The sequence below is a fragment of the Curtobacterium sp. TC1 genome (assembly GCF_019844075.1).
In the GTDB taxonomy this organism is placed as follows: Bacteria; Actinomycetota; Actinomycetes; order Actinomycetales; family Microbacteriaceae; genus Curtobacterium.
The window spans coordinates 3,893,871-3,917,201 of the sequence record NZ_CP081964.1; the positions used below are offsets into that span (position 1 = coordinate 3,893,871).

Here is a 23,331-nt window from a genome sequence, read left to right on the forward strand (position 1 = left end):
CGGAGGGAGGTGCCGGTCGTACCCCTCAGCCGTTTCCCGAACACGACGTGTGTGATCGACGCACGATCCGGGAGGACCACCGTGGACAGCAGCGAACACCCGCACCAGCACCCGAGCCCCGCCCGAGCCCGACGCGCCTGGTCCGCAGCGGGCATCGCCGCGGTGGCCGCGCTCGCCCTGAGCGGCTGCGCCGGTGCCGCACCCGACGACGACCGCGGCTCGTCGGCGAGCGCCCGCGCCACCGCCCCCGCCGACCTGCCGACCGGGCAGGTCGCGCCCGACGGCGACACCACCGACGTCGTCACGGGGCTCGACGCACCATGGTCGGTCGTCCGCACCGGCGACGACGGCGACGCCCTGGTCAGCGAGCGCGACTCCGCGAAGGTCCTCGAGCTGCAGGACGACGGCACGACGCGCGAGGTCGGCACGGTCGAGGGCGTCCGCCACGGCGGCGAGGGCGGACTGCTCGGCCTGGCCCTGCACGACGACGACCTGTTCGTGTACTCGACGGCCGACGACGGCAACCGGATCCAGCGGTACGACCTGACCGGCACCACGGGCTCGTGGGCGCTCGGCGACGCCACGACGATCATCGACGGACTGCCGTCGAACACGTTCCACGACGGCGGCCGGATCGCGTTCGGCCCCGACGACATGCTCTACGCCAGCGTCGGGGACGCCGGCGCGAGCAGCGACGCGCAGGACGAGGACTCGCTCGCGGGCAAGATCCTGCGGCTCACCCCGGACGGCGACGTGCCGGACGACAACCCCGTCGACGGGTCCCCGGTGTGGAGCCTCGGGCACCGCAACGTGCAGGGCATGGGCTGGTCGTCCGACGGCACGATGTTCGCGTCGGAGTTCGGCGAGAACACCCTCGACGAGTTGAACGTCATCGAGGCGGGGGAGAACTACGGCTGGCCCGAGGTCGAGGGGGAGGGCGGCGAGGACCAGGGCTTCGTCGACCCGGTGCAGCAGTGGTCGACGGACGAGGCCTCCCCGAGTGGCCTGACGGTCGTCGACGACACCGTGTTCGTGGCCAACCTGCGCGGCGAGGTGCTCCGGGCCATCCCGGCGGACGACCCGGATTCGTCGACCGAGTACTTCCAGGGCGACTTCGGCCGGATCCGGACCGTGCTCGAGGGACCGTCGGACACGCTGTGGTTCGTCACGAACAACACCGACGGCCGCGGTGACCCTGTGGAGGGCGACGACCGCATCGTGTCCGTGCCCCTGACCCGCGCCGCGGGGTGAGCCGACGGAGCGCTGCCACGGGGGTTCCGACAGCCCCTCGCTCGCACGCTCCCCGGCCCGTTACCGTGACGACATGAACCACCGCGACGAAGCCCGCGACTTCCTGTCCAGCCGTCGCGCCCGCATCACCCCCGAGCAGGCCGGGGTCGAGACGTTCGGCACCCGCCGCAGGGTCACCGGGCTCCGGCGCGAAGAGGTCGCCCGGCTGGCAGGCGTCAGCATCGACTACTACACGCGACTGGAGCGGGGGAACCTGCAGGGCGTCTCGGACAGCGTGCTCGAGGCCATCGCCGGCGCACTGCAGCTCGACGCGGCCGAGCTGGAACACCTCCGTGACCTGTCCCGGCACCAGAACGCGACCCCGCGGCGGGCGGGCACGGTCGTGCCGGTCGCCGCGGTCCGCCCGGAGCTGCAGTACCTGCTCGACGTCATCACCGACGCTCCGGCGATGATCATCAACAACCGCCAGGACATCGTCGCCGCCAACGCCCTCGGCTACGCCATGCACTCGGACCTGGTGTCGGCGCCGGCCCGACCGATGAACTTCTCGCGCTTCATCTTCCTCGACCCGCAGGCGCGGAACTTCTACCAGGACTGGCAGCGGGCGGCGCACACGAACGTCGCGATCCTGCGGCGCGAGGCCGGCCGCACGCCGAACGACCGTGACCTCGCGGCGCTCATCGGGGAACTCTCGATGCGGAGCGACGACTTCCGCGCGCTCTGGGCCGCGCACGACGTCCGGCGCCACTACGCCGGCGTGAAGTCCTTCCACCACGCCGTCGTCGGCCCGCTCGAGCTGCACTTCCAGACGCTCGAACTCGCCGAGGACCCGGGACTCGCGCTGACGATCTACCCGGCGACCCCGGGCAGCCCGACCGCCGACGCGCTCCGCCTGCTCGCTTCGTGGGCGGCGACGGAACGCATCGCGGAACGTGCCCACGACGTCGTCTGACGGGTACCAGCAACCCCTGCTTCCCCGGCCCGCACGGTCCTACCGTGGACGCATGGACACCAGAAGCGAAGTGCGCGACTTCCTCCGCACCCGCCGCGAGCGGGTCACACCGCAGCAGGTCGGGTTGCCCGACTTCGGTGGCGTCCGACGGGTCAAGGGGCTCCGTCGCGAGGAGCTCGCGCTCATCGCCGGCATGAGCGTCGACTACTACATCCGCCTCGAGCGCGGGAACCTCACCGGCGTCTCGGAGAGCGTGCTCGAGTCACTGTCGCGTGCGCTGCGCCTCGACGACGCCGAGCACGCGCACCTCTTCGACCTGGCCCGCGTGCAGAACACCTCGGCGACCACGCGGCGGAAGCCCCCGACGTCGAAGGTCCGGCCGCCCGTGCAGCGCATGCTCGACGGCATGACCATGCCCGCGTGGGTCCGGAACGGCCGCTCCGACTTCCTGGCCGGCAACGCCCTGGCACGCGCGCTGTACTCGCCGCTGTTCCTCGACCCCGCCGGCACCCCGAACACCGCCCGCTTCGCGTTCCTCGACCCACGCGGTCGGGAGTTCTGGCGCGACTGGGACATCGTCGCGAGCGACATGGTGGCCGTGCTCCGCGCCGAGGCCGCCCGACAGCCCCACGACAAGGGCCTGACCGACCTGATCGGTGAGCTCTCCACCCGCAGCGAGGAGTTCCGGCAGCGGTGGGCCGCGCACGGCGTCATGCGCCACCTGAACGGCGAGAAGCGGGTGCACCACCCCGAGGTCGGCGACATCGACCTGACCTACGAGACCATGGAGCTCACGACCGACACCGGTCTGACGCTCATCGCCTACGGCACCGAGCCGGGCTCACCGTCCGAGGAGCGCCTGCAGCTGCTCGCGAACCTCGTCGCCACGACGGCCGCAGCCGTCCCGGAACCAGAGGACGCATGAGCGAGACCGAGTCCGTCCCGACGACCGCAACCGCCACACCGCCAGGGTTCCTGGGCCGGGTTCGGTTCCGCTGGCGCGCCGAGCAGGAGATCCACGAGCTGACACGCGACCGTGCGCTCGAGGAGCGCGTTCGCGCCGAGGCCGCCGTGCGGCTCGCGCCCGGCCCGTGGCACCTCGGCGAGCTGTTCCGGCGTCGCTGACGCCGACCGGCACTGCGCGTGACCAGACGGCGAACGGGAGGCCCGTGGCGATGCCGCCACGGGCCTCCCGTCCGTCAGTCGGTCGCGTTCACCGACGACGTGCGGCCGGCACGAGGGTGTGCTGCCCGTAGCTGTTGTCGTCGGGGTTGATCGTCACGCCGGGTGCGACGAGCTCGTCGATGCGGTCCAGGACCTCGTCGCTGAGCACACGGTCGGCGGCGGGGAGCTGCGACTCGAGCTGCTCCATGGTGCGCGGGCCGATGATCGCGCTCGTGACGCCGGGGTGCCGGATGACCCACGCCAGGGACATCTCGATCAGGGACATGTCCTGCGACTCCGCCAGCAGCGCGAGTTCCTCGACCACGTCGAGCTTCCGCTGGTTCGCGGGCGTCGACATGTCGAACCGGGCCGCGGGGCGGTGCTTCGCCGTCGGGGTGCCGGGAGCGTCCTTGCGCCAGCGACCGCTGAGCCACCCGCCCGCGAGCGGGCTGTAGACGAGGGTGCCCATGCCGTAGCGCTGCGTGGTCGGCAGGACGTCCTCCTCGATGCCGCGCACCAGGATCGAGTAGGGCGGCTGCTCGGTGCGGAAGCGCTCCAGGCCGCGGCGCTCGGAGGCCCACTGGGCCTCGACGATCTCGGCGCCCGAGTACGACGACGAGCCGATGTTCCGGACCTTGCCCTGACGGACCAGGTCGGTCAGGGCGCCCAGGGTCTCCTCGACGTCCGTCGTCGGGGACGGACGGTGCACCTGGTACAGGTCGATGTGGTCGGTGCCGAGGCGGCGCAGGGAGTTCTCGACCTCCTGCATGATCCAGCGGCGCGAGCCCCCGGAACGGTTCGGGCCCTCGCCCATCGGCATGAAGAACTTGGTGGCGAGCACGACGTCGTCACGGCGGCCCTTGATGGCCTTGCCGACGATCTCCTCGGAGACGCCGTCCGAGTAGGCGTCGGCGGTGTCGACGAAGTTGATGCCGGCGTCGAGCGCGCGGTGGATGATCCGGATCGAGTCGTCCACGTCGGCGTTCGCCCACGGACCGAACATCATGGTGCCCAGCGCGAGCGGGCTCACCTCGACGCCGGTGCGTCCGAGCTGGCGGTACTCCATGGTTTCCTCTCCGTGCCCGCGGGTCTCGCCGGGCACGGCTGCCACGCTAGGCCGGTCATCCACGGTGAAAGGGGGGAGGACCGTACCTCCCTCGGTCGGCGGGGCCGTCGTAGCGTCGGGACATGACGTTCGCCGAGACCGACCCCGAGTTCGCGAAGTACCACGCCGACTTCGTGGACGAGACACTGCAGCACGCGTCGCTCAGCAGCCACGACCGCGCGGTCGTGCAGCTCGGCGCGATGATCGCCGCCGGCGCGCAGACTGCCTTCCGACAGCTGCTCGGCACCGCGCTCGACGGCTCGCTGACGCCCGTCGAGGCGAAGGAGATCGGGTACCAGGCCGTCGCCTACGTCGGGTCCGGGCGCGCCTCGGACTTCCTCACGATCACGAACGACGTGCTGATCGCGCGCGGTGTCGAGCTACCGTTGCCGGGTCAGTCGACGACCACCCCCGGCAACCGACTCGAACGGGGCCGTGCGGTCCAGAGCGCCGTCGTCGGCGCCGGACGTGTCGACGCGATGTACGAGGACGCGGCCGACGACACCGTGCACTTCCAGCGGTTCCTGTCCGGCAACTGCTTCGGCGACACCGTCGGACGGGACGGGCTCGACCTGCCGACACGTGAGCTGCTGACGTTCGCGGTCCTCGTCGCGCTCGGCGGTGCGGACGCGCAGGTCGAGGGACACGTCGCGGGCAACCTGCACGTCGGGAACACCCGGCAGCAACTGCTCGACGTGCTCACCGTCCTGGTGCCCGTGATCGGCTACCCACGGACGCTCAACGGGCTCGCCGTGGTGAACGAGGGTGCGCCGGCCGACTGACGCTCAGATCGCGAGCTCGACGTCGTGACCGTTGACGGTCACGATGATGCGTGGGTTCTCGGCACCGGTCGCGGTGATGTAGCTGCGGAGCGTGGAGAGCAGCATGTCTTCTCGCCGCTCCATCTGGGACACCGCGCCCTGACTGATGCCGAGCTCGTGCGCGATCTCGGCTTGGGTGCGCTTGCCGGCTTCGCGGACCATCGCGAGGCTCATCGCGTGGATGCGGTCGAGTTCGTCCGCTTCGACCTCGAGTGCGGCCACCGCGTCTGCGACGCCCGGCCGCTGCATCATCTGTTCGAGGCGGTCGTTCCCACGTACGAAGTCTTCCTTGCCCATCATGCTTCCTCGGTCTCGTTCCGCCATCGGTTGATCAGGCGATCAGCTCGGACGCCGACCGTGTCGTAGAACACGTCACCCATTGACGCTTTGTCGCCGGAGAACAGTGCCACCACGACTCGGTCCTCGTCCGGCGGGAACCAGCAGATCAAGCGGAGCGCCACTCCCGCGACGTAGGGGTGTGACACCAGCCAGATCGGATGCTGCTTGGACTGCCGTACACGCTTGATCATCGCGGTGTCCTGAACCGGAGCGGAGTCCAGGTCCCGATCTGCGTGCGGCGACATTACCTGCGACTGATAATAGCTGCAACTAATATCGAGCGCAAGGGCAACGACGTGGTGAGGGTGCGTTCCTCAGATGACGAGGGGGCCAGCCACCTCGAGCTGGTCGTGGTCGACCTGCCAGCGGACGGCATCGAGCACCGTCTGTCCGGCGGTGAACGCGGGCGTGTAGCCGAGCAGACGGCGGGCCTTCTCGACGCTGAACACCTGGCTGCGTGACAGGTGCTCCCAGCTGGCGTCAGCGTGCTCTGGAGTCGTGGTCTCGCGGAACCGGTCCCAGCTGACGGGCTCGAGCCGGGCCTCCTGGCCGAACCACGACGCTGCCAGGTGGGCGTACCCACGCGCGGTGAGCGCCGTCGGGGCCGTGATGAAGAAGTCCTCGCCGACCGCCGCATCGCGGCGTTCGACGGCGAGCTGGAAGGCCTGGGCGACGTCGTCGGCGTGCACGTGGGCCATCGTCTCGGCGCCGAGACCGGGGACCTCGATGGTCTCGCCGGCGGACAGCCGCGTCAGCACCGACGGGTCGAGGTTGCCGAGCGGACCGATCGGCATCCAGCCCGGCCCGCTGATGTGGCCAGGGTGCAGCGTCGTCGTCACCAAACCCCCTGACGCGGTTTCTTCCTTGAGCATCCGGGCGATCGCGTCCTTCTGGACGCCGTAGTCACCGAAGGGCGGCGTGAAGTCGTCCTCGGTGATCGGCAGCACACGGGATGCACCCGCGCGCCAGATCGAGCCGCAGTGCACGAGGTGCGTGCCCGTCCCGCGGAGCGCTTCGACGAGGGCGGCGGCGGACGACTCGGTGAAGCCGACGAGGTCGACGACGGCGTCGGCGCCGAGCGCGGCGATCCGCGTGCCGAACGTACCCTCGCGATCCGCCTGCTCGCGGTCCGCGGTGACGCGTTCGACCTGCTGCCACTCGGGGGAGTCGGCGTAGGGGGTACTGGTACCGCGACTGATGGCGACGACCTCGTGACCGCCGCGGACGAGGCGGGGGACGAGGAACGTGCCGATGTGGCCGGTGGCTCCGATGACGACGATGCGCATGCGGCACACGGTAGGCCGAGCCGCTTCGGATCGTGAGCAGGAACGGTCGGGTGCCGATGAGCGACCCGACCGTTCCTGCTCACGAAGCGCGCGCGGCGCCGTGCCTCCACCCGCTACGCGGAGGGCTCCGCGACGACGGCGCGCATCGCGGCCTCGGTCGCGGCTGCGAGTGCTTCCGCGGGCTCCGACATCAGGCTCTTCACGAAACGTGAGTCGTCGTCGGCGAGGACCTCGAACACACCGGCGACGGTGCCCTCGTAGGCCTGGGCGACCACGTCCTCCGGGCGGGACTTCGGGACGTCGAACCGAGCCCCCATCGCCGTGTCGACCATGCCCACGATGAGTCCCGTGACCGTGGTGCCCCGCGGTGCGAGCTCCACCCGGAGCCCGTTGGTCGCGGACCAGGCAGCCGCCTTCGACGCGGCGTACACGGTGGGGATCGGGGTCCACGCGGCGAGCGACAAGACGTTGAGGATCGCACCACCGCCGTTCGCCGCCAGGATCGGTGCGAACGCGGCCGACATCCGGATGGTGCCGAAGGTGTTCGTCGCGAAGACCCGCTCGAGGGACTCGTCCGAGGGTGCGGCGATGGAGGCGTCCGCAGCGGGCGCGATGCCCGCGTTGTTCACCAGCAGGTCGACGTCCGGCGCCGCCGCGGCTGCGGCCGCGATCGACGACGGGTCGGTGAGGTCGAGCACGAGCGGCTGGACACGGTCGTCCTCCCACGCGCGCGGCGAGCGAGCCGCTGCGTAGACCCGGCGCGCACCACCATCGAGCGCCTGCCGGACGAACTCGGTTCCGAGGCCCCCGTTGGCGCCGGTGACGAGGACGGTGCGGTTCTCGAGCTGGTTGGACATGATCACTCCTGCAGTAGGCTGACGAAACGGGGAACCTCCCCGGATCATTATGTGGGGACGTTCCCCACTTACGTCAAGCCAGGAGTGCAGATGCGTGCCGATGCCCAGCGGAACCGGGACGCGATCCTCGCCGCAGCGCGCGAGGTGTTCGACGCCGACGGCATACTCGCGCCCATCGACGGCATCGCCACCCGCGCCGGAGTCGGGAACGCGACGTTCTACCGGAACTTCCCCACCCGCGACGACCTGCTCGCGGCCGTGATGGACGACAGCGTCCGCGCGATCATCGAAGACTCGGCGGGACTGGATGCCCTCGACGCCGACTCGGCGCTGCGCGAGTGGATGTTCCGACTGACGTGGCAGCTGCGCGTGTGGCAGAACCTGCCCTCGTGCATCGCCGACGCGATCGAGGACGAGGATTCCCCGATCCGGACACTGTGCGCACGACTGACCGCACGCACCGCGGAGCTGCTCGATCGTGCTCGGGCGGCGGGAACCGCGTCCGCGGTGGAGGCCGCTGCGGTGTTCGAACTGCTGACGACGGTGTCGTGGGGGGTCGACCGGTTCGGGGACGACGAAGAGCGGGCCCGGGAACGTGTCCGGCTCGCGACCGCCGGAGTGCTCGCCGCGCGGTGAGGCGTGCCGCCCGCCGCCTCGCGCCGATCAGTCGGCGGTGATGACCTTCACGGAGCCGGCGATGGTCGCGGCGTCCTCGGCGAGCGCCACGACCGGGTCGGGCAGGCGCGTGGTGGCACCGACGAGCTTGCGGGCACCCCACCCGACGAACGACCCGACGATCGCACCGACGCCTCCGAGGATCGCGCCCTCGATGCGCAGGTCGCGCTTGCCGGTCGTCCCGAGCGCGGCGCCGACGAGTGCGCCGGAGCCGATGCGACCGACGAGGCCGGCGGGGGAGATGCGGTTCGGGGTCATCGGCAGCTTGTCACCGATGAGCTCACCGACGGCCGAGGCGACGAGGAGTCCGCGGCCGAGCGGGGTGCTGAAGACCTTCCAGTCCTGCCACGAACCCTTCAGCGAGGACCGGTCGTGGTTCAGCGCCAGCACCGCGAGCGGGGTGGCGCTGCGGCCACCGCTCAGGATGCCGAGCACCAGGGTGCGGACCAGGGTGTGCTGCTCGTGCTGCTTGCTCATCGTGTCTCCAGTCGTGATCAGGTCCGACCGTACGCACGTGGGCCGCGAGCGCTCCGAGGGTCCTCACGAACTGCGGGTACTGAGCCGGCCCGAGTAGCGTCCGCCGCATGAGCAACGTCATCGTCTTCGGCGGCCACGGCAAGGTCGCACTCCTCACCACCCGCATCCTCAGCGAGCGCGGCCACACGGTCACCTCGGTCATCCGCGACGCGGACCAGTCCGACGAGATCCGGGCCCACGGCGGCGAGCCCCGGGTCGCGGACATCCAGCAGCAGTCCCTGACCGACTTCGCGGAGCTCGTCCGCGGGCACGACGCCGTCGTGTGGTCCGCCGGTGCCGGCGGCGGGTCCGTCGACCGGACGTGGGCGATCGACCGCGACGCCGCGATCCTGTCGGTGCAGGGCGCGAAGCAGGCCGGCGTCGACCGCTACGTCATGGTCTCGTGGTCCGGGTCGCAGCTCGACCACGGGGTGCCGCAGGACGACGACTTCTTCGCCTACGCGCAGTCGAAGGCGATCGCCGACGCCGTGGTGCGCGACTCCGGTCTGCAGTGGACGATCGTGGCGCCGAGCACCCTGACGGACGACGACGCGACGGGCTCGGTGGACTGGGACGGCTCCTCGACCGACGTGCCGCGTGGCGACGTCGCGCACGTGATCGCCGACGTGCTCGAGACCCCCGGCACGGCGGGCAACACCATCCGGTTCAACTCGGGATCGACGCCGGTGGCGGACTTCCTGCATGCCGACGCGGTCTGACGGCGTCGACAGGTCTGACGGCGTCGACAGGTCTGACGGCGTCGACAGGTCTGACGGTCGGGCGCTGCCCGGTGCCACGCGTCAGTAGATCGCCGCGATGCCGGTCATGTCACCGAGCCCGAGCGTCCGCGATCCGGTGTCGCAGTACCCGCCGGACGGCTCCATGACCTGACCGGTGCCGGTCTTCACGTGGCCGAGCCCGTACAGGTGCCCCCACTCGTGCGTGGCGACGGCCTGGGTGTCGAACCGGGCGCCCGAGCAGGTGGCCGTGGAACTCCACTTGTAGCTCGTGGCGTACCGCTGGTCGGACTCCTTGGCGATGCCGTTGCCGTCGTACCAGACGCACGTCACGCCGAGGGTCCCGGAGGGCAGCTTGCCCCACCCGACGACGCTGTAGCCGTTGCTCTTCGAGCACGCGCCCTTGTCGGTGAGCCCGGGTGCCTGGGTCGCCAGGCGCACGTAGGAGTTCCGCGCGGACGAGGTCACGGTGCGGTCGCACGACGAGATCGTGCCCGTCCACGCGTTCGCCGCCTTGCGCAGGGCGTCCTTGGCGTACGACGACTTCTGGCCGGACTCGTTGTAGTACCACTGCACCGTGCTCGACCAGCGGTACCCGTTCCGTGCGTTGGCCGTGCTGGTGCACTTGGTGGTGGCCGCGGTCGTGGCGGCCGGCGCGGCAGCCGCCTCGCTGGCCGCGGCGCTCCGCGCCTGCTCCCGGCGCACCGCCGGTGCCGAACCGCTCCACGCCTCGTCGATGCGGACCGCGACACCCCCGGTGCCGGTGTTCGCGATGACGACCTCCGCCAGCTCGGGAGCACCCGGCGCCGCGGAGCTGCTCGCCATCACGCTCTCACCGGGGTCCGGCACGGCGAACGTGCGGCCGTCCGGCAACACGACCGTGCCGGACGCGACCGTGCACCCCGTCCGGAGCGTCTGCACCGAGAGCGTCCCCGCGGCGCAACGGCTGCCGGCCGCCGACGCGCTCGGCGTCGCCGCCTGCGCGGGTGCCGCCGTGGCGGTGAGGCCGACGACGAGTGCGATGACCGCCCCGGTGGTGAGCGTGTTCCTGACAGGACGCATGGTTGCCCTTCCCGCGGCGAGCCCCTGTGCCCGCCGTCCCTGATCGGGTCCATGCTCGCCGATGGGTACCCGTCAGGTCCAGGGCTGCGCCAACAGGACAGGCCCTGCTCCGCCGTCGCGGTGGGTCAGCGCAGCCGTTCGACCATCGGACAGGCGAACGGGTCGCGCGCCGCCAGACCGACCTCGTTGAGGTAGCGGACCACGATGACGTAGGAGTGCACCAGCGTCGTCTCGGTGTACGGCACGCCCTGGTCCGCGCAGTACTTCCGGACCATGTCCCGGGCCGCGCGCAGGTTCGGGCGCGCCATGCTCGGGAACAGGTGGTGCTCCACCTGGTGGTTCAGCCCGCCCATGAAGTACTCGACCCACGCGCCGCCCCCGATGTCGCGCGAGGTCAGGACCTGGCGTGAGAAGAAGTCCACGCGGCGGCCGGGTTCGATGACGGGCATGCCCTTGTGGTTCGGTGCGAACGCGATGCCCATGAGGAACCCGAACACGGCGAGCTGCACGCCGAGGAACGCGAAGGCCATGCCGACCGGCAGGAACCAGAACACGACGCCCAGGTAGAGCACGAACCGCCCGACGAAGACGGATCCCTCGGCCCACCGGCGCTTCACCGGGCCGCGGCTGGTGTACGTGCGGATCGACTGCCAGTGCAGGTTCACACCCTCGACCAAGAGCATCGGGAAGAACGCGTAGCCCTGCACCCGGACGAGCACGCGCAGGAAGCCGGTCCGGCTGGCGGCGTCCTCGGGCCGGAACGAGATCGCGTCGAACGAGATGTCGGGGTCCTTGCCGACCGTGTTCGGGTTGGCGTGGTGCCGGGTGTGCTTGTTCATCCACCACGCGTAGCTGATCCCGGTCAGGAACGTGCCGGCGTAGCGGGCCGCTCGGTCGTTCCAGTGGTGCGACGCGAAGACCTGACGGTGTGCGGCCTCGTGGGACAGGAAGGCGAACTGCGTGAACAGTGCGCCCAGCACGCCGGCCACGATCAGCTGGTACCAGGAGCCGCCGAGCACGGCGAACGCCCCACCCGTGATGCCGAGCAGCACGGCGAGCACGGCGATGAGACCCCAGTACCAGCCCGTGCGCCGGCCGAGGAGCCCCGCGGTGCGCACCTGCGCGAGCAGCGCGGTGTACGTCGAGGTGGTGTCGGCTCGGGGCGACCGTCGTTCGGTCTTCCGGTAGCCCGTCGGTACGACCAGTTCGTCGCCCATGGTGTCCTCCTGGATCCAGTGCTGCGGCTGCAACCGGGGTCCGGGGCTACGACTTGCTGGTGATCGTACGCCGGTCAGGACCGGGGACACACGGGATCAGGCGGGGAGGACCAGACGGCGTTCGACGATCGCGCGGGCGACGTCGGCGAGCCGCTCCTGGTGGGACCGCGCGTACTGTCGCAGCAGCTCGAACGCCGCATCGGTCTCGACCGAGTGCGTGTACGCCACGAAGCCCTTGGCCTGCTCGATCACGACCCGACTGTCGAGCGCTCGCTGCAACTGCGCCTGCGTCAGTGCCGCGTGTTGCAGGGTGCGCTGCTGCAGGATGCTGATGGTCGCGACGTCGGTCAGTGCCTGCGCGGCCAGCGCGTCGTCACGGTTCAGCGCACCCTCGGTCTCGCGGAACAGGTTGAGCGATCCGAGCGTCGTGTCCCGCAACCGCATCGGGATCGCGTGCACCGACGCGTACCCCGACTCGGCGGACGCGGCGGCGAACGTCGGCCACCGGCGTTGCATCTCCGCCTGGTCGCCGACGGACACGGGACGCCCGGTCGCGAAGCACTCCACGCACGGGCCCTCGCCGGCATCGAGCTGCAGGAGTCCGACGAAGCTCGATCGTTCACTGGTCGACGCCACGACCTCGAGTTCCTGGTTCTGGTTCGCCAGCAGGATCCCCGCGGCCGAGGCGTCGAAGATGTCGACGACGCTGTCGACCAGGTTCTGCAGCAGGTCGACGACGTCGTACTCGTCGACGAGGGTGTCGGTCAGTGTGACGAAGGTGTCGATGAGCCGGCGCTCGCGGGTCGGTGCCATGGGGCGTGCTCCTCAGTTCTCGGAACCGTACGGCCGGGCGAGGTCGATGCGGCGAGCGATGACGTCGTTCGAGACGTCGCGGACGGTGCGTTCGGTGGCGAAGGCGTGCGCCTGCAGCACGAGGAGGGCGTCGGAGACGTCCACCCCGAGTTGCGCTGCGACCATGCCGGTCGCCTGGTGCACCTCACGTCGGGAGTACCGGCTGGTCTCCATGTCGGCACGCCCGTCCGCGGCCGCCGCGAGCAGCGCACCACGGAGTACCCGACGGGCGGTGACCTCGGTGAGTTCCACCGCGCCGCGGATCTGGCCCACGGTCAGGGTGCGCTCACTGTCCACGGACAGGTCGACCGCGCCGACCGGGATCGTCCCGATGCGCATCGGGAACGAGAACACGGCCCCGACCCCGGCGCGCAGGAGTTCCTCGAGTGCGAGCGGCCAACCGGTGTTCGTCGTGTTGGACAGGTCGGACTCCAGAACCGGGCGGCGGGTCGTCAGCGCCTGCCAGCACGGGCCCTCGCCGAGGTCGAACTGGATCTCGTCGATCCGCTCCGCTCGCGCGTCGCTCGCGCACACCGTCCCCGACCCGAGCGGGTTGCCGAGCGTCGAGATGCCGACCCCGGTGACGGGCAGCGTCGACAGGAACGGCGGGCACATGTCCGCGCCGTCGGGGGCGGCTTGCAGTGCGGTCACCGCCGTCGTGAAGTCGTTCATCAGAGGGACACCGTCCTGGTCCGGGTCGAACGCGGGGGCTGATCCGGTCCCCGCGTGCTGCCACGCTAGCGCAGTGCTCCGCAGCCGTCGCCTGCCCGGGCCGTCGACGGCACGTGCCGGCGACGGCACGAGCCGTCGACGGCCCGGACACCGTCACCCGGCGTGGAGGCGCGCGGGCTCCGGCACGAAGTGGATCCGCTCCGCCGCCCGCGTGACCTCGCGGGCTCGAGCGGCGCGGTCGTCGAACTCGATGCGGGCGGCGTCGCGGACCTGCTCCTTGTCGAAGAGCGCGGCCCGACTCACGACGTCGACGATCGTCGCCACCACCGTCGCGAGACCGCGTTCGAGCTGGCCGAGGTTCGTGTTGCCGATGACGAGACGCCGGTCCTGCACGTCCAGCGTGACGTCGGGGTAGCCGGCGGTCACGAGCTGCGCGTGCCCTTCGGCACCGCGCAGGCCCGCCATCTCGACCGCGTCGGGTCGGCGGTTGAACACCGCCGGGACGTCGTAGTACTTCGCCGCCGTGGGCTTGCCGAGTTCGGTGGGCAGGCCGGAGGCCACCACACTCGTGAGCGCGAGCGGCGTCGAGGCCGCCTCGGACTGGTCCGTCATGATGACTCCCTTGGCGGCTCCCCGCGGGAGCACGAGAGGATCTCGGACTCGGTACGGCGACACCGTGGCGTCAGTGTGGGACCCGGGGATGTGAGCCCTCCCAGCCGACCGGCTGCGGGACGCGCCCCGCCCTGCACCGCGGCGGGGCGCCGGGTGCGACCCCGGCGCCGCCCCGCTCAGGCGAACTGCGCGTAGAACGCCGACGGGTCCTGCGACAGCGACGCCTTCACCGCGCTGCTCCACTCGTCGACGACGACCTCGGCCGCGCCGCGCTCGACGCCGTCCAGCGCAGCCCGCGCCACGTCGGCCGGGTCGACCTTCGGTCCCTCGTAGCCGTCCATCATGTCCGTGTCGGCCGCGCCGAGGTGCAGCCCCTGCACGCTGATCCCCTTGCCGGCGAGCTCCAGCCGGACGGCGTTCGTCAGGTTCCACTCGGCGGCCTTCGCCGCCGCGTACGCACCGGATCCCGGGTAGACGAACCAGGACAGCGCGGACAGGACGTTCACGATGCCACCGCCACCGTTGCGCTCGATCACCGGTGCGAACGCTCGGATCATCGCGAGGTTCCCCCAGTAGTGCGTGTCCATCTCGCGGCGCGCGTCCGTCAGGTCGTCGGTGAGCAGCGAGCCCGTCGTCGAGATGCCCGCGTTGTTCACGAGCAGGGTGACGTCGCCCGCGGCTGCGGCCGCCGCCTCGATCGACGCCTGGTCGGTGATGTCGAGCGGCAGCGCCACCACGCCTTCGACGTCGACGAGTTCCGGTCGACGTGCGGTCGCGTAGACCTTGGTGGCCCCGCGCTCCAGCAGCTGCAGGGCGAAGCGGCGTCCGATGCCCCGGTTCGAGCCGGTGACGAGTGCGACCGATCCAGCGATGTCCATGGTGTCTCCTCCTGCCGTGCGGGTGTCTCCCGCAGCGGCTCGGTTACGCTAAGACCTCACATGGATGTCAGGGGCAAGCCCCGGATCGGAGTCGGCATGCGGATCGGCGACCTCGCCGCGGAGACCGGCGCCAGCGTGCGCTCGCTGCGGTACTACGAAGAGCAGGGACTGCTCACGGCGTCGCGGACGACCAGCGGGCAGCGCGTCTACGACGCACCGGCGGTGGAACGCGTGCAGCTCGTGCAGCAGCTGTTCGCCGCCGGCCTGCCGAGCCGCACGATCGTGCAGCTGCTGCCGTGCGTGGACAGCGGGCACGCGACCCCGGAGTCCTTCGCGCTGCTCGTCGCCGAGCGCGATCGGATCACGGCGCAGATGGCGGAGCTCGAAGCAGCCCGCGGTCGGCTGGACGAGGTCATCGCCATCAGCGAGCACCCGACCGCCGAGCACTGCCCGGCGCTGCGCGAGCCGGCAGACGGAGCGGTCGCGGCCTGAGACGGAACGCCAGAACGGACGGGAGGCACGGTGCGCGCCCGCACATCCTCCCTCGCAGGCTCGGTCGGCGCACCCGCGCGACGCTTCGCGTCGCCGCCGAGCGGGTGCGCCCGTCCGCCACCTGGTCACGACCAGGGCAGCAGGTGCGGCGTCAGGGCTGGAACACCTGGATCTGGTCCAGCTCCGCGAAGCCCGTGCCCTTCGTGAAGGTCAGCGTGTTCGCGCCGGCCTTCAGGGTGACGGTCTTCTGCGCCCACCCGAAGCGCCCCCAGTTGACGGTCGGCGCGTAGCTGACCGTCCCGGCCGACGTTCCGTTGACGGCGAGCGCGTGCGTGCTCGTCGCCCCGGTGCCGTTGTCGTACCGGACGTTGACGGTGTACGTCCCCGCGGTCGCCGCCTGCACCGTGAACTGCACGGAGCTGGTCGGATTGTTGATGTTGCCGACCTTCGCACCGCCGACGGCGTCGGCCTGGGTGACCGTGCTCGTGTCGCTCCGCACCGCCGACTCGGCCTCGTACCGCAGCGCGTTGATCGGGATCGACCCGACCCGCACGTCGTTGTAGGTCGTCGCCAGGTTCTCGACGTTCGTCGCCTGGTAGAGCGTCTTGCCGTCCGCGCTCGAGTCGAAGCCCTGGGCGAAGCCGCTGAACGTGCCGCCTTCGGCGTCGCGGGCGTCGTACGTGACGGCGTAGGGCAGCTGCTCCCACGAACCGGAGCCCTGGTTGCGGTTGACGACGAAGTTCTGCCCGCCGTCGATGTTGCCGGCGCTGTCGAGCGACCACTTCGACGACACCACGATCATGCCGTTCGCGTTGCCCGTCGTCGGGACCCAGCGGACTTCGGGCGAGGAACCGACCCCACGGCCGTCCGGCAGCGCGATCTTCGTGCCGATGCTCGTCTCCGGGCTCCAGGTCAGCCCGTCCGGCGAGGTCTTGAAGTACACGGGCGCCGTGTTGTTCGTCTGGCTCGGTCGGTTGACGACCTCGAACGTCGCCACGTAGTTGCCGTTCGGGATCCGGGTCACCGTGATCATGCCGGGCCGGTCACTCTTGTTCGTCGGCGCCGAGACGTTCACCAGGCCGCCCCAGGTGAGACCGCCGTCCGTCGACCGTCGGTAGCTGACGGCCTGCAGGACGCCCTTCGCCTTCTGCCGCTCGTCCGAGAAGTACGTGACCAGCCCGCCGTTCGCATCGACGGCGACGGACGGCTCCCACACCGTCGAGGTCGTCGAGCTCGGGCTCGGGTCGTACGTGGCCGGACCGCCGGTGTCGACAGTGCTCACGAACGACCAGCTCAGCCCGTGGTCGAGGCTCTTGTACATGACCAGGCGGCTGCTCGACCGGTCGGTCGGCATGATCATGCCGCTCAGCAGGAGGGTGCCGGCGGGCATGGTGCCGAGCTGGATCGGGGTCTCGTACAGCGAGGGCTGCGCGGTGCGAGTGAGCGTCGGGAACTGCGTGCTCGGCTTCACGGTGGCGACGCGGCTCCACGAGGTGCCGTTGTCGGTGCTGCGGTAGATCGGGTAGACCTGCACGCCGTTCTCGAGCACGAGCTGGTCGAAGGTGACGAACTGCTGGCCGTTCGCCGATCCGCTGTTCTTCAGGACGATGTTCTTGGCGTAGGTCGTGCCGGCGGCACGTCCGCCCTCGGGGTTGAAGGCGGTGCCCGCTGCCGGCGAGTACACGAGGGCTCCGTTGCCGGTCGTGACCGCCTGGGCGGGAGCGGGGCCGGTGACACCGGCGACGAGCGCCGCCGCAGCGGCGGCAGCGGTGACGACGAGCGCGAGCGTTCGGCGTCGACGAGGCGCCGGAGCGGCGCCGAGGCGGAGGGACATGGTGCTCCGTTCGGTTGGTGGTGCAGTGGTGGTGCGCGGAGACGGACTGGAGGCTCGGGACCGACCCGACCCGCGCCTCCAGACCGTCACTGGGTCGCCGACAGGGCCGCTGCCACGGCTCGTTCCTGCCGCGCGTGCGCGGCGAAGGCGTCGGCGACCGGGTTGCGACGGCGGTCGAGCCCGCCGTCGCCGTCCTCGACGAGGTCGAAGAGGCCCATCGTGAGCAGGTGCTCCTGGCGGGGTTCGTCCGTGTGCCGCCAGGTCCACTCGTACATGTCGAACAGCGGCCACCAGGTGTACCCGACCACCGGGACGCCCTCGGCCCGGAGCTCGTGCACGGCGGCCACGGAGTCGTCGAGCCAGCCGATGCGTTCGTCGACGGACCCGGTGACGCACGTCTCGGTCAGCATGACCGGAGCGCCGTACCGCTCGGCGTAGGTCGTCAGCACGTCGCGGAGCCCCTCGGCCCCCGTGTCCCGGTACGGACGCGGGTCGGCGAAGCCGCCGCCGTGGTGGACGCCGGTCTCGAAGACCTCGGTGGAGTGCAGCGGGTAGTAGTTGACGCCCATCACGTCCGGCCGCACCGCGTGCTGGCGGAACCAGTCGAGGTCCGAGTCGGTGACCCCGCCGGAGCGCAGCCGTCCGACGAGGGGATGGCTCTCGTCGACGCCGCCGGTCACGAGGTCCTCGACCAGGAACGTCTGGGCGCGGAGCCGCGCCACGGTGTCGCGGTGCTCGGGGGCATCGACGTCGCCGACGTACCGGATGCCGGCGTCGACGTGCACGAAGGTGGCGGCGTCACCGAGTTCACGGGCGATCGCGTGCTGGGTGGAGACGAACCCCTTCGCCAGCGCCGAGGCGATCCGGGCAGAACCCTCGGCGCCGGTCAGGTACGGAGGCCAGTACCCGTACTCGCCGGAGAACAGGGCGTGGATGACGGGCTCGTTGACGGGCGTGTAGTCGGTCGCGACGTCGCCGTACCGGGCGGCGAACCGGGCGGCGTACTCCGTGACGTGCGCGGGGTAGTCGGGGTTCGCGAACTGACCGTCGAGCCAGAGCGGTGTGCCGTAGTGCAGCAGGTCGACGACGGGCCGCAGGCCGGTCTCACGGAAGCGCTGCATGACACCGTCGACCCACGACCAGTCCCACACACCGGGCTCCGGGGCGACCCGGTACCAGGGCACGCCCCAGCGGAGCAGCTCGGCACCCACGTCGACCGCCAGACCGAGGTCGGCGGCGTACTGCCGGTAGTGGTCGGTGAGTTCGTACTCGTCGATGGGGCGCTCACCCGGCCGGGCCTGCGGGACGAAGGTGTCCTCGATGCCCAGGGCGAAGTGCAGCCGCCCGTCGTCGGACCAGTGCATGGTGTCTCGTTTCGTGGTGGGCGCTCCCCCGAGGGGAACGCGCGGTGTCGTCGTCACTTGAGCCCGGTGCTGGCGACGCTCTCGATGAAGCGGCGTTGCACGAGCAGGAACATGACGGCGAGGGGCAGCACGGCGATCAGGGCGCCGGCCATCATCACGCCCTGCGGGATGATGCCGCCGGGTCCGGTCAGCAGGGTCAGCCCCGAGGTGATGGTCCCCATGTCCTGGTCGGTGGTGAACACCAGCGGCCAGAGCAGGTCGTTCCAGTTGTTGACGAAGGTGAAGATGCCGAGGGTGAGCAGTGCCGGTACGGCGTTCGGCAGGATGATGCTCCGGAAGATCCGCCACTCGGACGCCCCGTCGATCCGCGCCGCGTTGTCGAGGTCGCGGGGGAGCGACACGAAGAACTGCCGGAGGAAGAAGATCCCGAAGGCGTCCGCCGCCCTTGGTGCGATGAGGCCGGCGAAGGTGTTCACCCACCCGAGGTCGGACACGAGCTGGTAGATCGGGATCAGGGTGGCCTGGAACGGGATCATCAGGCTGGCGATGATCACGATGAGCAGGACCTTGCTGCCCCGGAAGTCGAGCCGGGCCAGCGCGTAGGCGGCGAGCGCGTCGAACGCCAGCGCGAACACCGTCACCCCGCCGGCGAAGGCGAAGCTGTTGAGGATGAGCCGGCCGAACGGCAGCTGTGTGAAGATCGCCCGGAAGTTGTCGAGCGTCCACGTGTGCGGGAACAGCGTCGGCGGGTAGGCGTTCACCTCGCTCGCCGGCTTGAACGCCGTGAACACGATCACGAGCACGGGGAGCAGCACCGCGAGGGTGACGATGAGCACCGCGGCGAAGCCGAGCCAGCGCATCGACGGTGGGCGCCGGGCCACGGTCCTGCGCCGGACCGCGGTGGCCGGACGGGGGAGTGCGGTCATGATGCGGTGTCCTCTCCGCGCTTGCCGAAGAACAGGAACTGCACGAGGCTCAGCAGCAGGGTCGCGATGAGCAGCACGTAGGCCAGTGCGGACGCGAAGCCGAGGTCGAGGTCCTTGAACCCGGACTGGTAGATCTGCATGACGATCGTCTCGGTGGACCGGTACGGCCCGCCGCCGGTCAGGACGTAGATCTGGTCGAACGCCTGCAGTGCGGCGATGAGCGCGACGATGACGACGAACGCCATGGTGTTGCTGAGCATCGGGAACGTCACGTTCGCGAACCGCTGGCGGCCGTTCGCACCGTCGAGCTGCGCCGCCTCGTACAGGCTGGTCGGGATCTCCTGCAGCCCCGCCAGGAAGATGACCATGTAGAAGCCGAAGTTCTTCCAGACCGCGACGAGCACCACGGTCGGCATCGCCAGGGCCGGGTCCTGCAGGACGTTGCCGAGCCGGATGCCGCCCACCTGGAGCCAGTGGTTCAGCAGGCCGATCTGCGGGTCGAGCAGGTACGACCACGCGAACGCGGCGACCGCCAAGGACACGATGAACGGCAGGAACAGCGCCGAGCGGAAGAACCCGCGGAACGGCAGCGCCGGGTGGTTGAGCGCCAGGGCCAGCACGAGCGCCACGGCGATCGCGACCGGGGTGAACAGCACCGAGTACAGGGCGGTGTTGCCGATCGACCGGACCACGTCCGGGTCGGTGAAGACCCGGACGTAGTTCGCGAAGCCGACCCAGCTCGGGTCACCGAACCCGCTGGCGTCCGTGAAGGACAGCCGCAGCGCCGAGAGCATCGGCCAGAGGACGAACGCCCCGAGGATGACGATCGCGGGTGCGAGGAATCCGACGACGGTCGCACGGCGGCGGAAGGTCCCGTTCAGGGGCGTCCGGCCGCCGAGCTGTCCCGGGGGTCGGTACCGACGGCGTCGGCCGAGTTGCTGCGTGGTCATCGTGGTCCTCTACTCCAGGGCTGACTGCACGTCGGTGTCGGCGGTGCCGAGGAGCGACTCCGGGTCGCCGCCCGCGATCGACTTCTGCGTCGCGGTGTCGAGGGCGGTGAGCACGTCGCCACTGTTCACGACCCCCGGCAGGAGCGGGATCGTCGTGCCGGGCAGACCGGTCAGCGCCGCGACGGTGGGGTTCGCGTCGACGTCGGCGGCGGTCACGTCGGTGCGCAGGGACGGCCAACCCGACCCGAGCGCCCACTTGGTCGCGACGTTCTTCTCGTTGAAGTACCGCAGGAAGTCCTCGGCAGCGGCCTGCTTCGGGTCGTCGGTCTGTGCGGTCACGCCGAGCGAGATGCCGATGGCGGAGGCCACCTGCGCCTTCGGCCCGGCCGGGATCGCGGCGATCCCGTAGTCGATGTCGGACGCCTTCGCGACGCCGGCCATCCAGGGGCCGCCGATCTCCATGGCGGTCTTGCCGGCGGTGAAGAGCTTGTCGGCCGCGATGCCGTCGACACCGGTCGGCGAGATCTTGTCCTGCCGGATCGCCTTCGCCCAGTACTCGAGCGTCTCGACGTTCGCAGCGGAGTCGATCGTCGACTCGGTCCCGGCGTCGTTCGTGATCGAGCCGCCGTTGCCGGCGAACAGGCTCGGCCAGATGCCGTTGCCGACCGTCTGGTGGTCCGGCAGCACGAGCCCGTACTGCTCCGGGGTGCCGTCGCCGTTCTCGTCCTTCGTCAGCTTCTTCGCGTCGGCGACCCACTCGTCCCACGTCGTCGGGAACGCGTCGATGCCGGCCTCGGCGAAGAGCTTCTTGTTGTAGATCACGGACAGGGGCACGAAGCCGCTCGGGACGCCGTACTCCTTGCCGTCGACCTGCTCCATCGCGACGGCCTGCTCCTTCAGCTCCCCCGTGTTGCTGGTGTCGTCGTCGTAGAAGTCGCTCAGGTCGACGAGGGCCTGCTTCTCGGCGTAGACGGGCAGTCGGTCCGAGGTCATCGCGACGATGTCCGGGCCCTTCTTCGCCGTCAGCGCGGGGAGCATCGTGTCGTCGATGACCGCCCACGTCTTCGTCTGGGTCGTGATCGTGACCTTGTCCTGCGACTCGTTGAAGTCCTTGACGATCCCGTCCAGGACCTTGCCGTCGGCCTCGGTGTACCCGTGCCAGAACGTCAGGTCGACGTGGGCGTTCGCGGACGATCCGGGGGAGCCGGCGCACCCGGCCAGGGAGATCGCCGCCGCTGTTGCGAGCGCGACGACCGCGATGTGCTTCTTCATCGAAAACCTGCCATCCGTCCCGCACATCGGTGTGCGGGACCTCGTCCATGCCGGATTTACACCGGTGTAAATCTGGACAGTAGTCCGTGCTCGTCGGGCAGGTCAAGACCTCAGACGGAGACCGTGCGTTCCACGGCGACGGGCGCCGACGACGCCCGCACGACCAGTGCATGCGGCGAGCGCAGCACACCCGGGCCGACGGCCGCGTCCTGCTCGAGCTGCTCGACGAGCACCCCGACCGCCGTCGCCGCGACCCGGTCCAGGTCGGCCGACACCGTGGTCAGCGCGGGCGTCGCGTACGCCGACTCCTCGATGTCGTCGAAGCCGACGACCGCGACGTCGTCCGGCACGGTCCGACCGGCGAGCTGCAACGCACTCATCGCCCCGAGCGCCAGGGCGTCGTTGCAGCAGACGATCCCGTCGACCTCGACGCCGGAGTCGAGCAGTGCCCGCGCCGCCGCCGCACCCTCGGCGCGGTGCCAGAGCGCCGTCGGCACGACCCGCTCCTGCCGGAACGGGACGCCGTGTTCGGCGAGCGCCTCGCGGTACCCGCGCAGGCGTTCCTGCGCCGTCCGTACCGGCCCCGACGGTTCTGACCCGATGAACGCGATCGATCGACGGCCCGCGTCGAGCAGGTGCGCCGTCGCGTCGTGCAGGGCGTCTGCGTTGGACATCGTGATGAACGTGACCGGGCTGTCCGGGATCGGCTCGCCGAGCACCACGAGGGGGAACTTCACCTCGAGCGCAGGAGCATCGCTCGACCGCACCGTCAGCGGGCTGTAGATGATGCCGTCGATCGAGTGTTCGCGCATCCGGGTGATCGCGTCCGCCTCGCGCACGCCGCTCGCGGTCTGCTCGATGAGCACCGTGTACCCGACGGCACCGGCGGCGCGGATCACGGCGTCGGCGAGCTCGGCGAAGTACGCCTGTCGCAGTTCCGGCACCGCCAGGCCGATGACCTTCGACCGGCCGGCGCGGAAGTTCCGGGCCGAGACGTTGAGCTCGTAGCCGAGTTCGTCCACCGCAGCCATCACCCGGTCGTGGGTGCGGGCGGAGACGTGCTCGTAGCCCGACAGGACGTTCGAGACGGTCTTCTTCGAGACGCCGGCGACGGCTGCGACGTCGCTCATCGTGGGGGGCGAGCGGTGTCCCTGGGCCATCCGCGTCCCCTCTCTCGCGTCCGGAATGCGTTGGGCAGGAACCTACCGCACCAGCGTGGTGCGGCCCGGTCACGATCAACACCGTCCTCGGCGGTCCCACGTACTCCGACGGTGTCGCGACGACGGTCGAGGCGATCGCCGAGGCGCAGGCTCTTCCGGTCGAGGCGATGCGGGCCACGATCATCGGTCAGAACCGGACCAGCCTGCTCGAGCGCTTCATCGACCCGGCCGAGACCGCGGCGCTCGTCACCTACCTCGCGAGCCCGCTGTCCTCCGCGACGAACGGCGCCGCGATCCGGGTTGACGGCGGCGTCCTGACCGGGCTCCTGTAGGTGGC

General features: G+C 70.6%; 27 protein-coding genes. 9 read left to right on the forward strand and 18 right to left on the reverse strand.

Annotation, left to right across the window (positions count from 1 at the left end):
• Positions 1-81: 81 nt before the first annotated feature.
• The 4 genes from KZI27_RS19720 (at position 82) to KZI27_RS19735 (ending at position 3,328) form a co-directional block, all read left to right on the forward strand.
• Positions 82-1,251 carry a PQQ-dependent sugar dehydrogenase gene (locus KZI27_RS19720; RefSeq protein ID WP_261783997.1) on the forward strand — a complete coding sequence of 390 codons (1,170 nt, stop codon included), beginning with the start codon at positions 82-84 and terminating at the stop codon, positions 1,249-1,251.
• Between the two features lie 73 nt (positions 1,252-1,324).
• Positions 1,325-2,203 carry a helix-turn-helix transcriptional regulator gene (locus KZI27_RS19725; protein WP_222658921.1) on the forward strand — a complete coding sequence of 293 codons (879 nt, stop codon included), beginning with the start codon at positions 1,325-1,327 and terminating at the stop codon, positions 2,201-2,203.
• A gap of 52 nt (positions 2,204-2,255) precedes the next feature.
• Positions 2,256-3,128, forward strand: a complete 873-nt coding sequence (locus tag KZI27_RS19730; protein ID WP_222658922.1) for a helix-turn-helix transcriptional regulator — start codon at positions 2,256-2,258, stop codon at positions 3,126-3,128.
• Complete coding sequence (locus KZI27_RS19735) at positions 3,125-3,328, forward strand: hypothetical protein (RefSeq protein WP_222658923.1); 204 nt, start codon at positions 3,125-3,127, stop codon at positions 3,326-3,328. Before KZI27_RS19730 ends, KZI27_RS19735 begins: the two co-directional genes overlap by 4 nt.
• 88 nt (positions 3,329-3,416) lie before the next feature.
• Here the strand turns inward: KZI27_RS19735 and KZI27_RS19740 are convergent, their stop codons facing one another.
• The gene (locus tag KZI27_RS19740) at positions 3,417-4,433 is read right to left on the reverse strand and encodes an aldo/keto reductase (RefSeq protein WP_222661522.1); all 1,017 of its coding nucleotides are present in this window, start codon (positions 4,431-4,433) and stop codon (positions 3,417-3,419) included.
• A 122-nt stretch (positions 4,434-4,555) separates the two neighbouring features.
• Here KZI27_RS19740 and KZI27_RS19745 point away from each other — a divergent pair, with 122 nt between their 5' ends.
• A complete protein-coding gene (locus tag KZI27_RS19745; RefSeq protein ID WP_222658924.1) occupies positions 4,556-5,254 on the forward strand; it encodes a carboxymuconolactone decarboxylase family protein in 699 nt (232 codons plus the stop codon).
• Between the two features lie 3 nt (positions 5,255-5,257).
• Here the strand turns inward: KZI27_RS19745 and KZI27_RS19750 are convergent, their stop codons facing one another.
• From KZI27_RS19750 to KZI27_RS19765, 4 genes are all read right to left on the reverse strand, one after another.
• Positions 5,258-5,593 (reverse strand): sigma factor-like helix-turn-helix DNA-binding protein, encoded by a 336-nt coding sequence (locus tag KZI27_RS19750; protein ID WP_260232967.1) that lies wholly within the window; start codon positions 5,591-5,593, stop codon positions 5,258-5,260.
• Entirely contained in the window at positions 5,590-5,823 is a 234-nt protein-coding gene (locus KZI27_RS19755) for a hypothetical protein (protein WP_222658925.1), read from the reverse strand. The genes KZI27_RS19750 and KZI27_RS19755 overlap by 4 nt, the downstream gene beginning before the upstream one ends.
• A gap of 123 nt (positions 5,824-5,946) precedes the next feature.
• The gene (locus KZI27_RS19760; protein WP_222658926.1) at positions 5,947-6,918 is read right to left on the reverse strand and encodes an NAD-dependent epimerase/dehydratase family protein; all 972 of its coding nucleotides are present in this window, start codon (positions 6,916-6,918) and stop codon (positions 5,947-5,949) included.
• A 113-nt stretch (positions 6,919-7,031) separates the two neighbouring features.
• The gene (locus tag KZI27_RS19765; RefSeq protein WP_222658927.1) at positions 7,032-7,775 is read right to left on the reverse strand and encodes an SDR family oxidoreductase; all 744 of its coding nucleotides are present in this window, start codon (positions 7,773-7,775) and stop codon (positions 7,032-7,034) included.
• 90 nt (positions 7,776-7,865) lie between these two features.
• On the opposite strand from KZI27_RS19765, the gene KZI27_RS19770 reads away from it, so the two are divergent.
• Positions 7,866-8,411, forward strand: a complete 546-nt coding sequence (locus KZI27_RS19770) for a TetR/AcrR family transcriptional regulator (RefSeq protein WP_222658928.1) — start codon at positions 7,866-7,868, stop codon at positions 8,409-8,411.
• A 27-nt stretch (positions 8,412-8,438) separates the two neighbouring features.
• On the opposite strand, the gene KZI27_RS19775 is transcribed toward KZI27_RS19770, so the two are convergent.
• Positions 8,439-8,927: a DUF4126 family protein gene (locus KZI27_RS19775; protein ID WP_123311434.1), complete on the reverse strand. Its 489-nt coding sequence runs from the start codon at positions 8,925-8,927 to the stop codon at positions 8,439-8,441.
• 107 nt (positions 8,928-9,034) lie between these two features.
• Here KZI27_RS19775 and KZI27_RS19780 point away from each other — a divergent pair, with 107 nt between their 5' ends.
• Positions 9,035-9,685, forward strand: coding sequence for an SDR family oxidoreductase (locus tag KZI27_RS19780; protein ID WP_222658929.1), 651 nt, complete (start codon positions 9,035-9,037; stop codon positions 9,683-9,685).
• 81 nt (positions 9,686-9,766) lie between these two features.
• On the opposite strand, the gene KZI27_RS19785 is transcribed toward KZI27_RS19780, so the two are convergent.
• The 6 genes from KZI27_RS19785 to KZI27_RS19810 all read right to left on the reverse strand — a co-directional run bounded on the left by KZI27_RS19785 (position 9,767) and on the right by KZI27_RS19810 (position 14,996).
• Entirely contained in the window at positions 9,767-10,765 is a 999-nt protein-coding gene (locus tag KZI27_RS19785) for a matrixin family metalloprotease (protein WP_222658930.1), read from the reverse strand.
• 125 nt (positions 10,766-10,890) lie between these two features.
• Positions 10,891-11,982 carry a fatty acid desaturase family protein gene (locus KZI27_RS19790; RefSeq protein WP_222658931.1) on the reverse strand — a complete coding sequence of 364 codons (1,092 nt, stop codon included), beginning with the start codon at positions 11,980-11,982 and terminating at the stop codon, positions 10,891-10,893.
• Positions 11,983-12,078: 96 nt separating this feature from the next.
• Positions 12,079-12,795 carry a GAF and ANTAR domain-containing protein gene (locus KZI27_RS19795; RefSeq protein WP_123311427.1) on the reverse strand — a complete coding sequence of 239 codons (717 nt, stop codon included), beginning with the start codon at positions 12,793-12,795 and terminating at the stop codon, positions 12,079-12,081.
• 12 nt (positions 12,796-12,807) lie between these two features.
• Positions 12,808-13,506 carry a GAF and ANTAR domain-containing protein gene (locus KZI27_RS19800; RefSeq protein ID WP_222658932.1) on the reverse strand — a complete coding sequence of 233 codons (699 nt, stop codon included), beginning with the start codon at positions 13,504-13,506 and terminating at the stop codon, positions 12,808-12,810.
• A gap of 153 nt (positions 13,507-13,659) precedes the next feature.
• The gene (locus tag KZI27_RS19805; protein WP_222658933.1) at positions 13,660-14,118 is read right to left on the reverse strand and encodes a hypothetical protein; all 459 of its coding nucleotides are present in this window, start codon (positions 14,116-14,118) and stop codon (positions 13,660-13,662) included.
• Positions 14,119-14,294: 176 nt separating this feature from the next.
• Positions 14,295-14,996 carry an SDR family oxidoreductase gene (locus tag KZI27_RS19810; protein WP_222658934.1) on the reverse strand — a complete coding sequence of 234 codons (702 nt, stop codon included), beginning with the start codon at positions 14,994-14,996 and terminating at the stop codon, positions 14,295-14,297.
• A 60-nt stretch (positions 14,997-15,056) separates the two neighbouring features.
• On the opposite strand from KZI27_RS19810, the gene KZI27_RS19815 reads away from it, so the two are divergent.
• Complete coding sequence (locus KZI27_RS19815; RefSeq protein WP_259586778.1) at positions 15,057-15,488, forward strand: MerR family transcriptional regulator; 432 nt, start codon at positions 15,057-15,059, stop codon at positions 15,486-15,488.
• A 151-nt stretch (positions 15,489-15,639) separates the two neighbouring features.
• On the opposite strand, the gene KZI27_RS19820 is transcribed toward KZI27_RS19815, so the two are convergent.
• From KZI27_RS19820 to KZI27_RS19845, 6 genes are all read right to left on the reverse strand, one after another.
• Positions 15,640-17,322 carry a CBM35 domain-containing protein gene (locus KZI27_RS19820; RefSeq protein WP_222658935.1) on the reverse strand — a complete coding sequence of 561 codons (1,683 nt, stop codon included), beginning with the start codon at positions 17,320-17,322 and terminating at the stop codon, positions 15,640-15,642.
• A gap of 86 nt (positions 17,323-17,408) precedes the next feature.
• Positions 17,409-18,686 (reverse strand): family 1 glycosylhydrolase, encoded by a 1,278-nt coding sequence (locus tag KZI27_RS19825; protein WP_222658936.1) that lies wholly within the window; start codon positions 18,684-18,686, stop codon positions 17,409-17,411.
• Positions 18,687-18,739: 53 nt separating this feature from the next.
• The gene (locus KZI27_RS19830; protein ID WP_123937084.1) at positions 18,740-19,612 is read right to left on the reverse strand and encodes a carbohydrate ABC transporter permease; all 873 of its coding nucleotides are present in this window, start codon (positions 19,610-19,612) and stop codon (positions 18,740-18,742) included.
• Positions 19,609-20,562, reverse strand: a complete 954-nt coding sequence (locus KZI27_RS19835; RefSeq protein WP_132099213.1) for a carbohydrate ABC transporter permease — start codon at positions 20,560-20,562, stop codon at positions 19,609-19,611. The genes KZI27_RS19830 and KZI27_RS19835 overlap by 4 nt, the downstream gene beginning before the upstream one ends.
• Positions 20,563-20,571: 9 nt before the next feature.
• Positions 20,572-21,834 carry an ABC transporter substrate-binding protein gene (locus tag KZI27_RS19840; protein ID WP_222658937.1) on the reverse strand — a complete coding sequence of 421 codons (1,263 nt, stop codon included), beginning with the start codon at positions 21,832-21,834 and terminating at the stop codon, positions 20,572-20,574.
• A gap of 110 nt (positions 21,835-21,944) precedes the next feature.
• The gene (locus KZI27_RS19845) at positions 21,945-22,964 is read right to left on the reverse strand and encodes a LacI family DNA-binding transcriptional regulator (RefSeq protein WP_222658938.1); all 1,020 of its coding nucleotides are present in this window, start codon (positions 22,962-22,964) and stop codon (positions 21,945-21,947) included.
• A gap of 197 nt (positions 22,965-23,161) precedes the next feature.
• Here KZI27_RS19845 and KZI27_RS20330 point away from each other — a divergent pair, with 197 nt between their 5' ends.
• The gene (locus KZI27_RS20330) at positions 23,162-23,326 is read left to right on the forward strand and encodes an SDR family oxidoreductase (RefSeq protein ID WP_261783998.1); all 165 of its coding nucleotides are present in this window, start codon (positions 23,162-23,164) and stop codon (positions 23,324-23,326) included.
• The last annotated feature ends 5 nt before the right edge of the window (positions 23,327-23,331 follow it).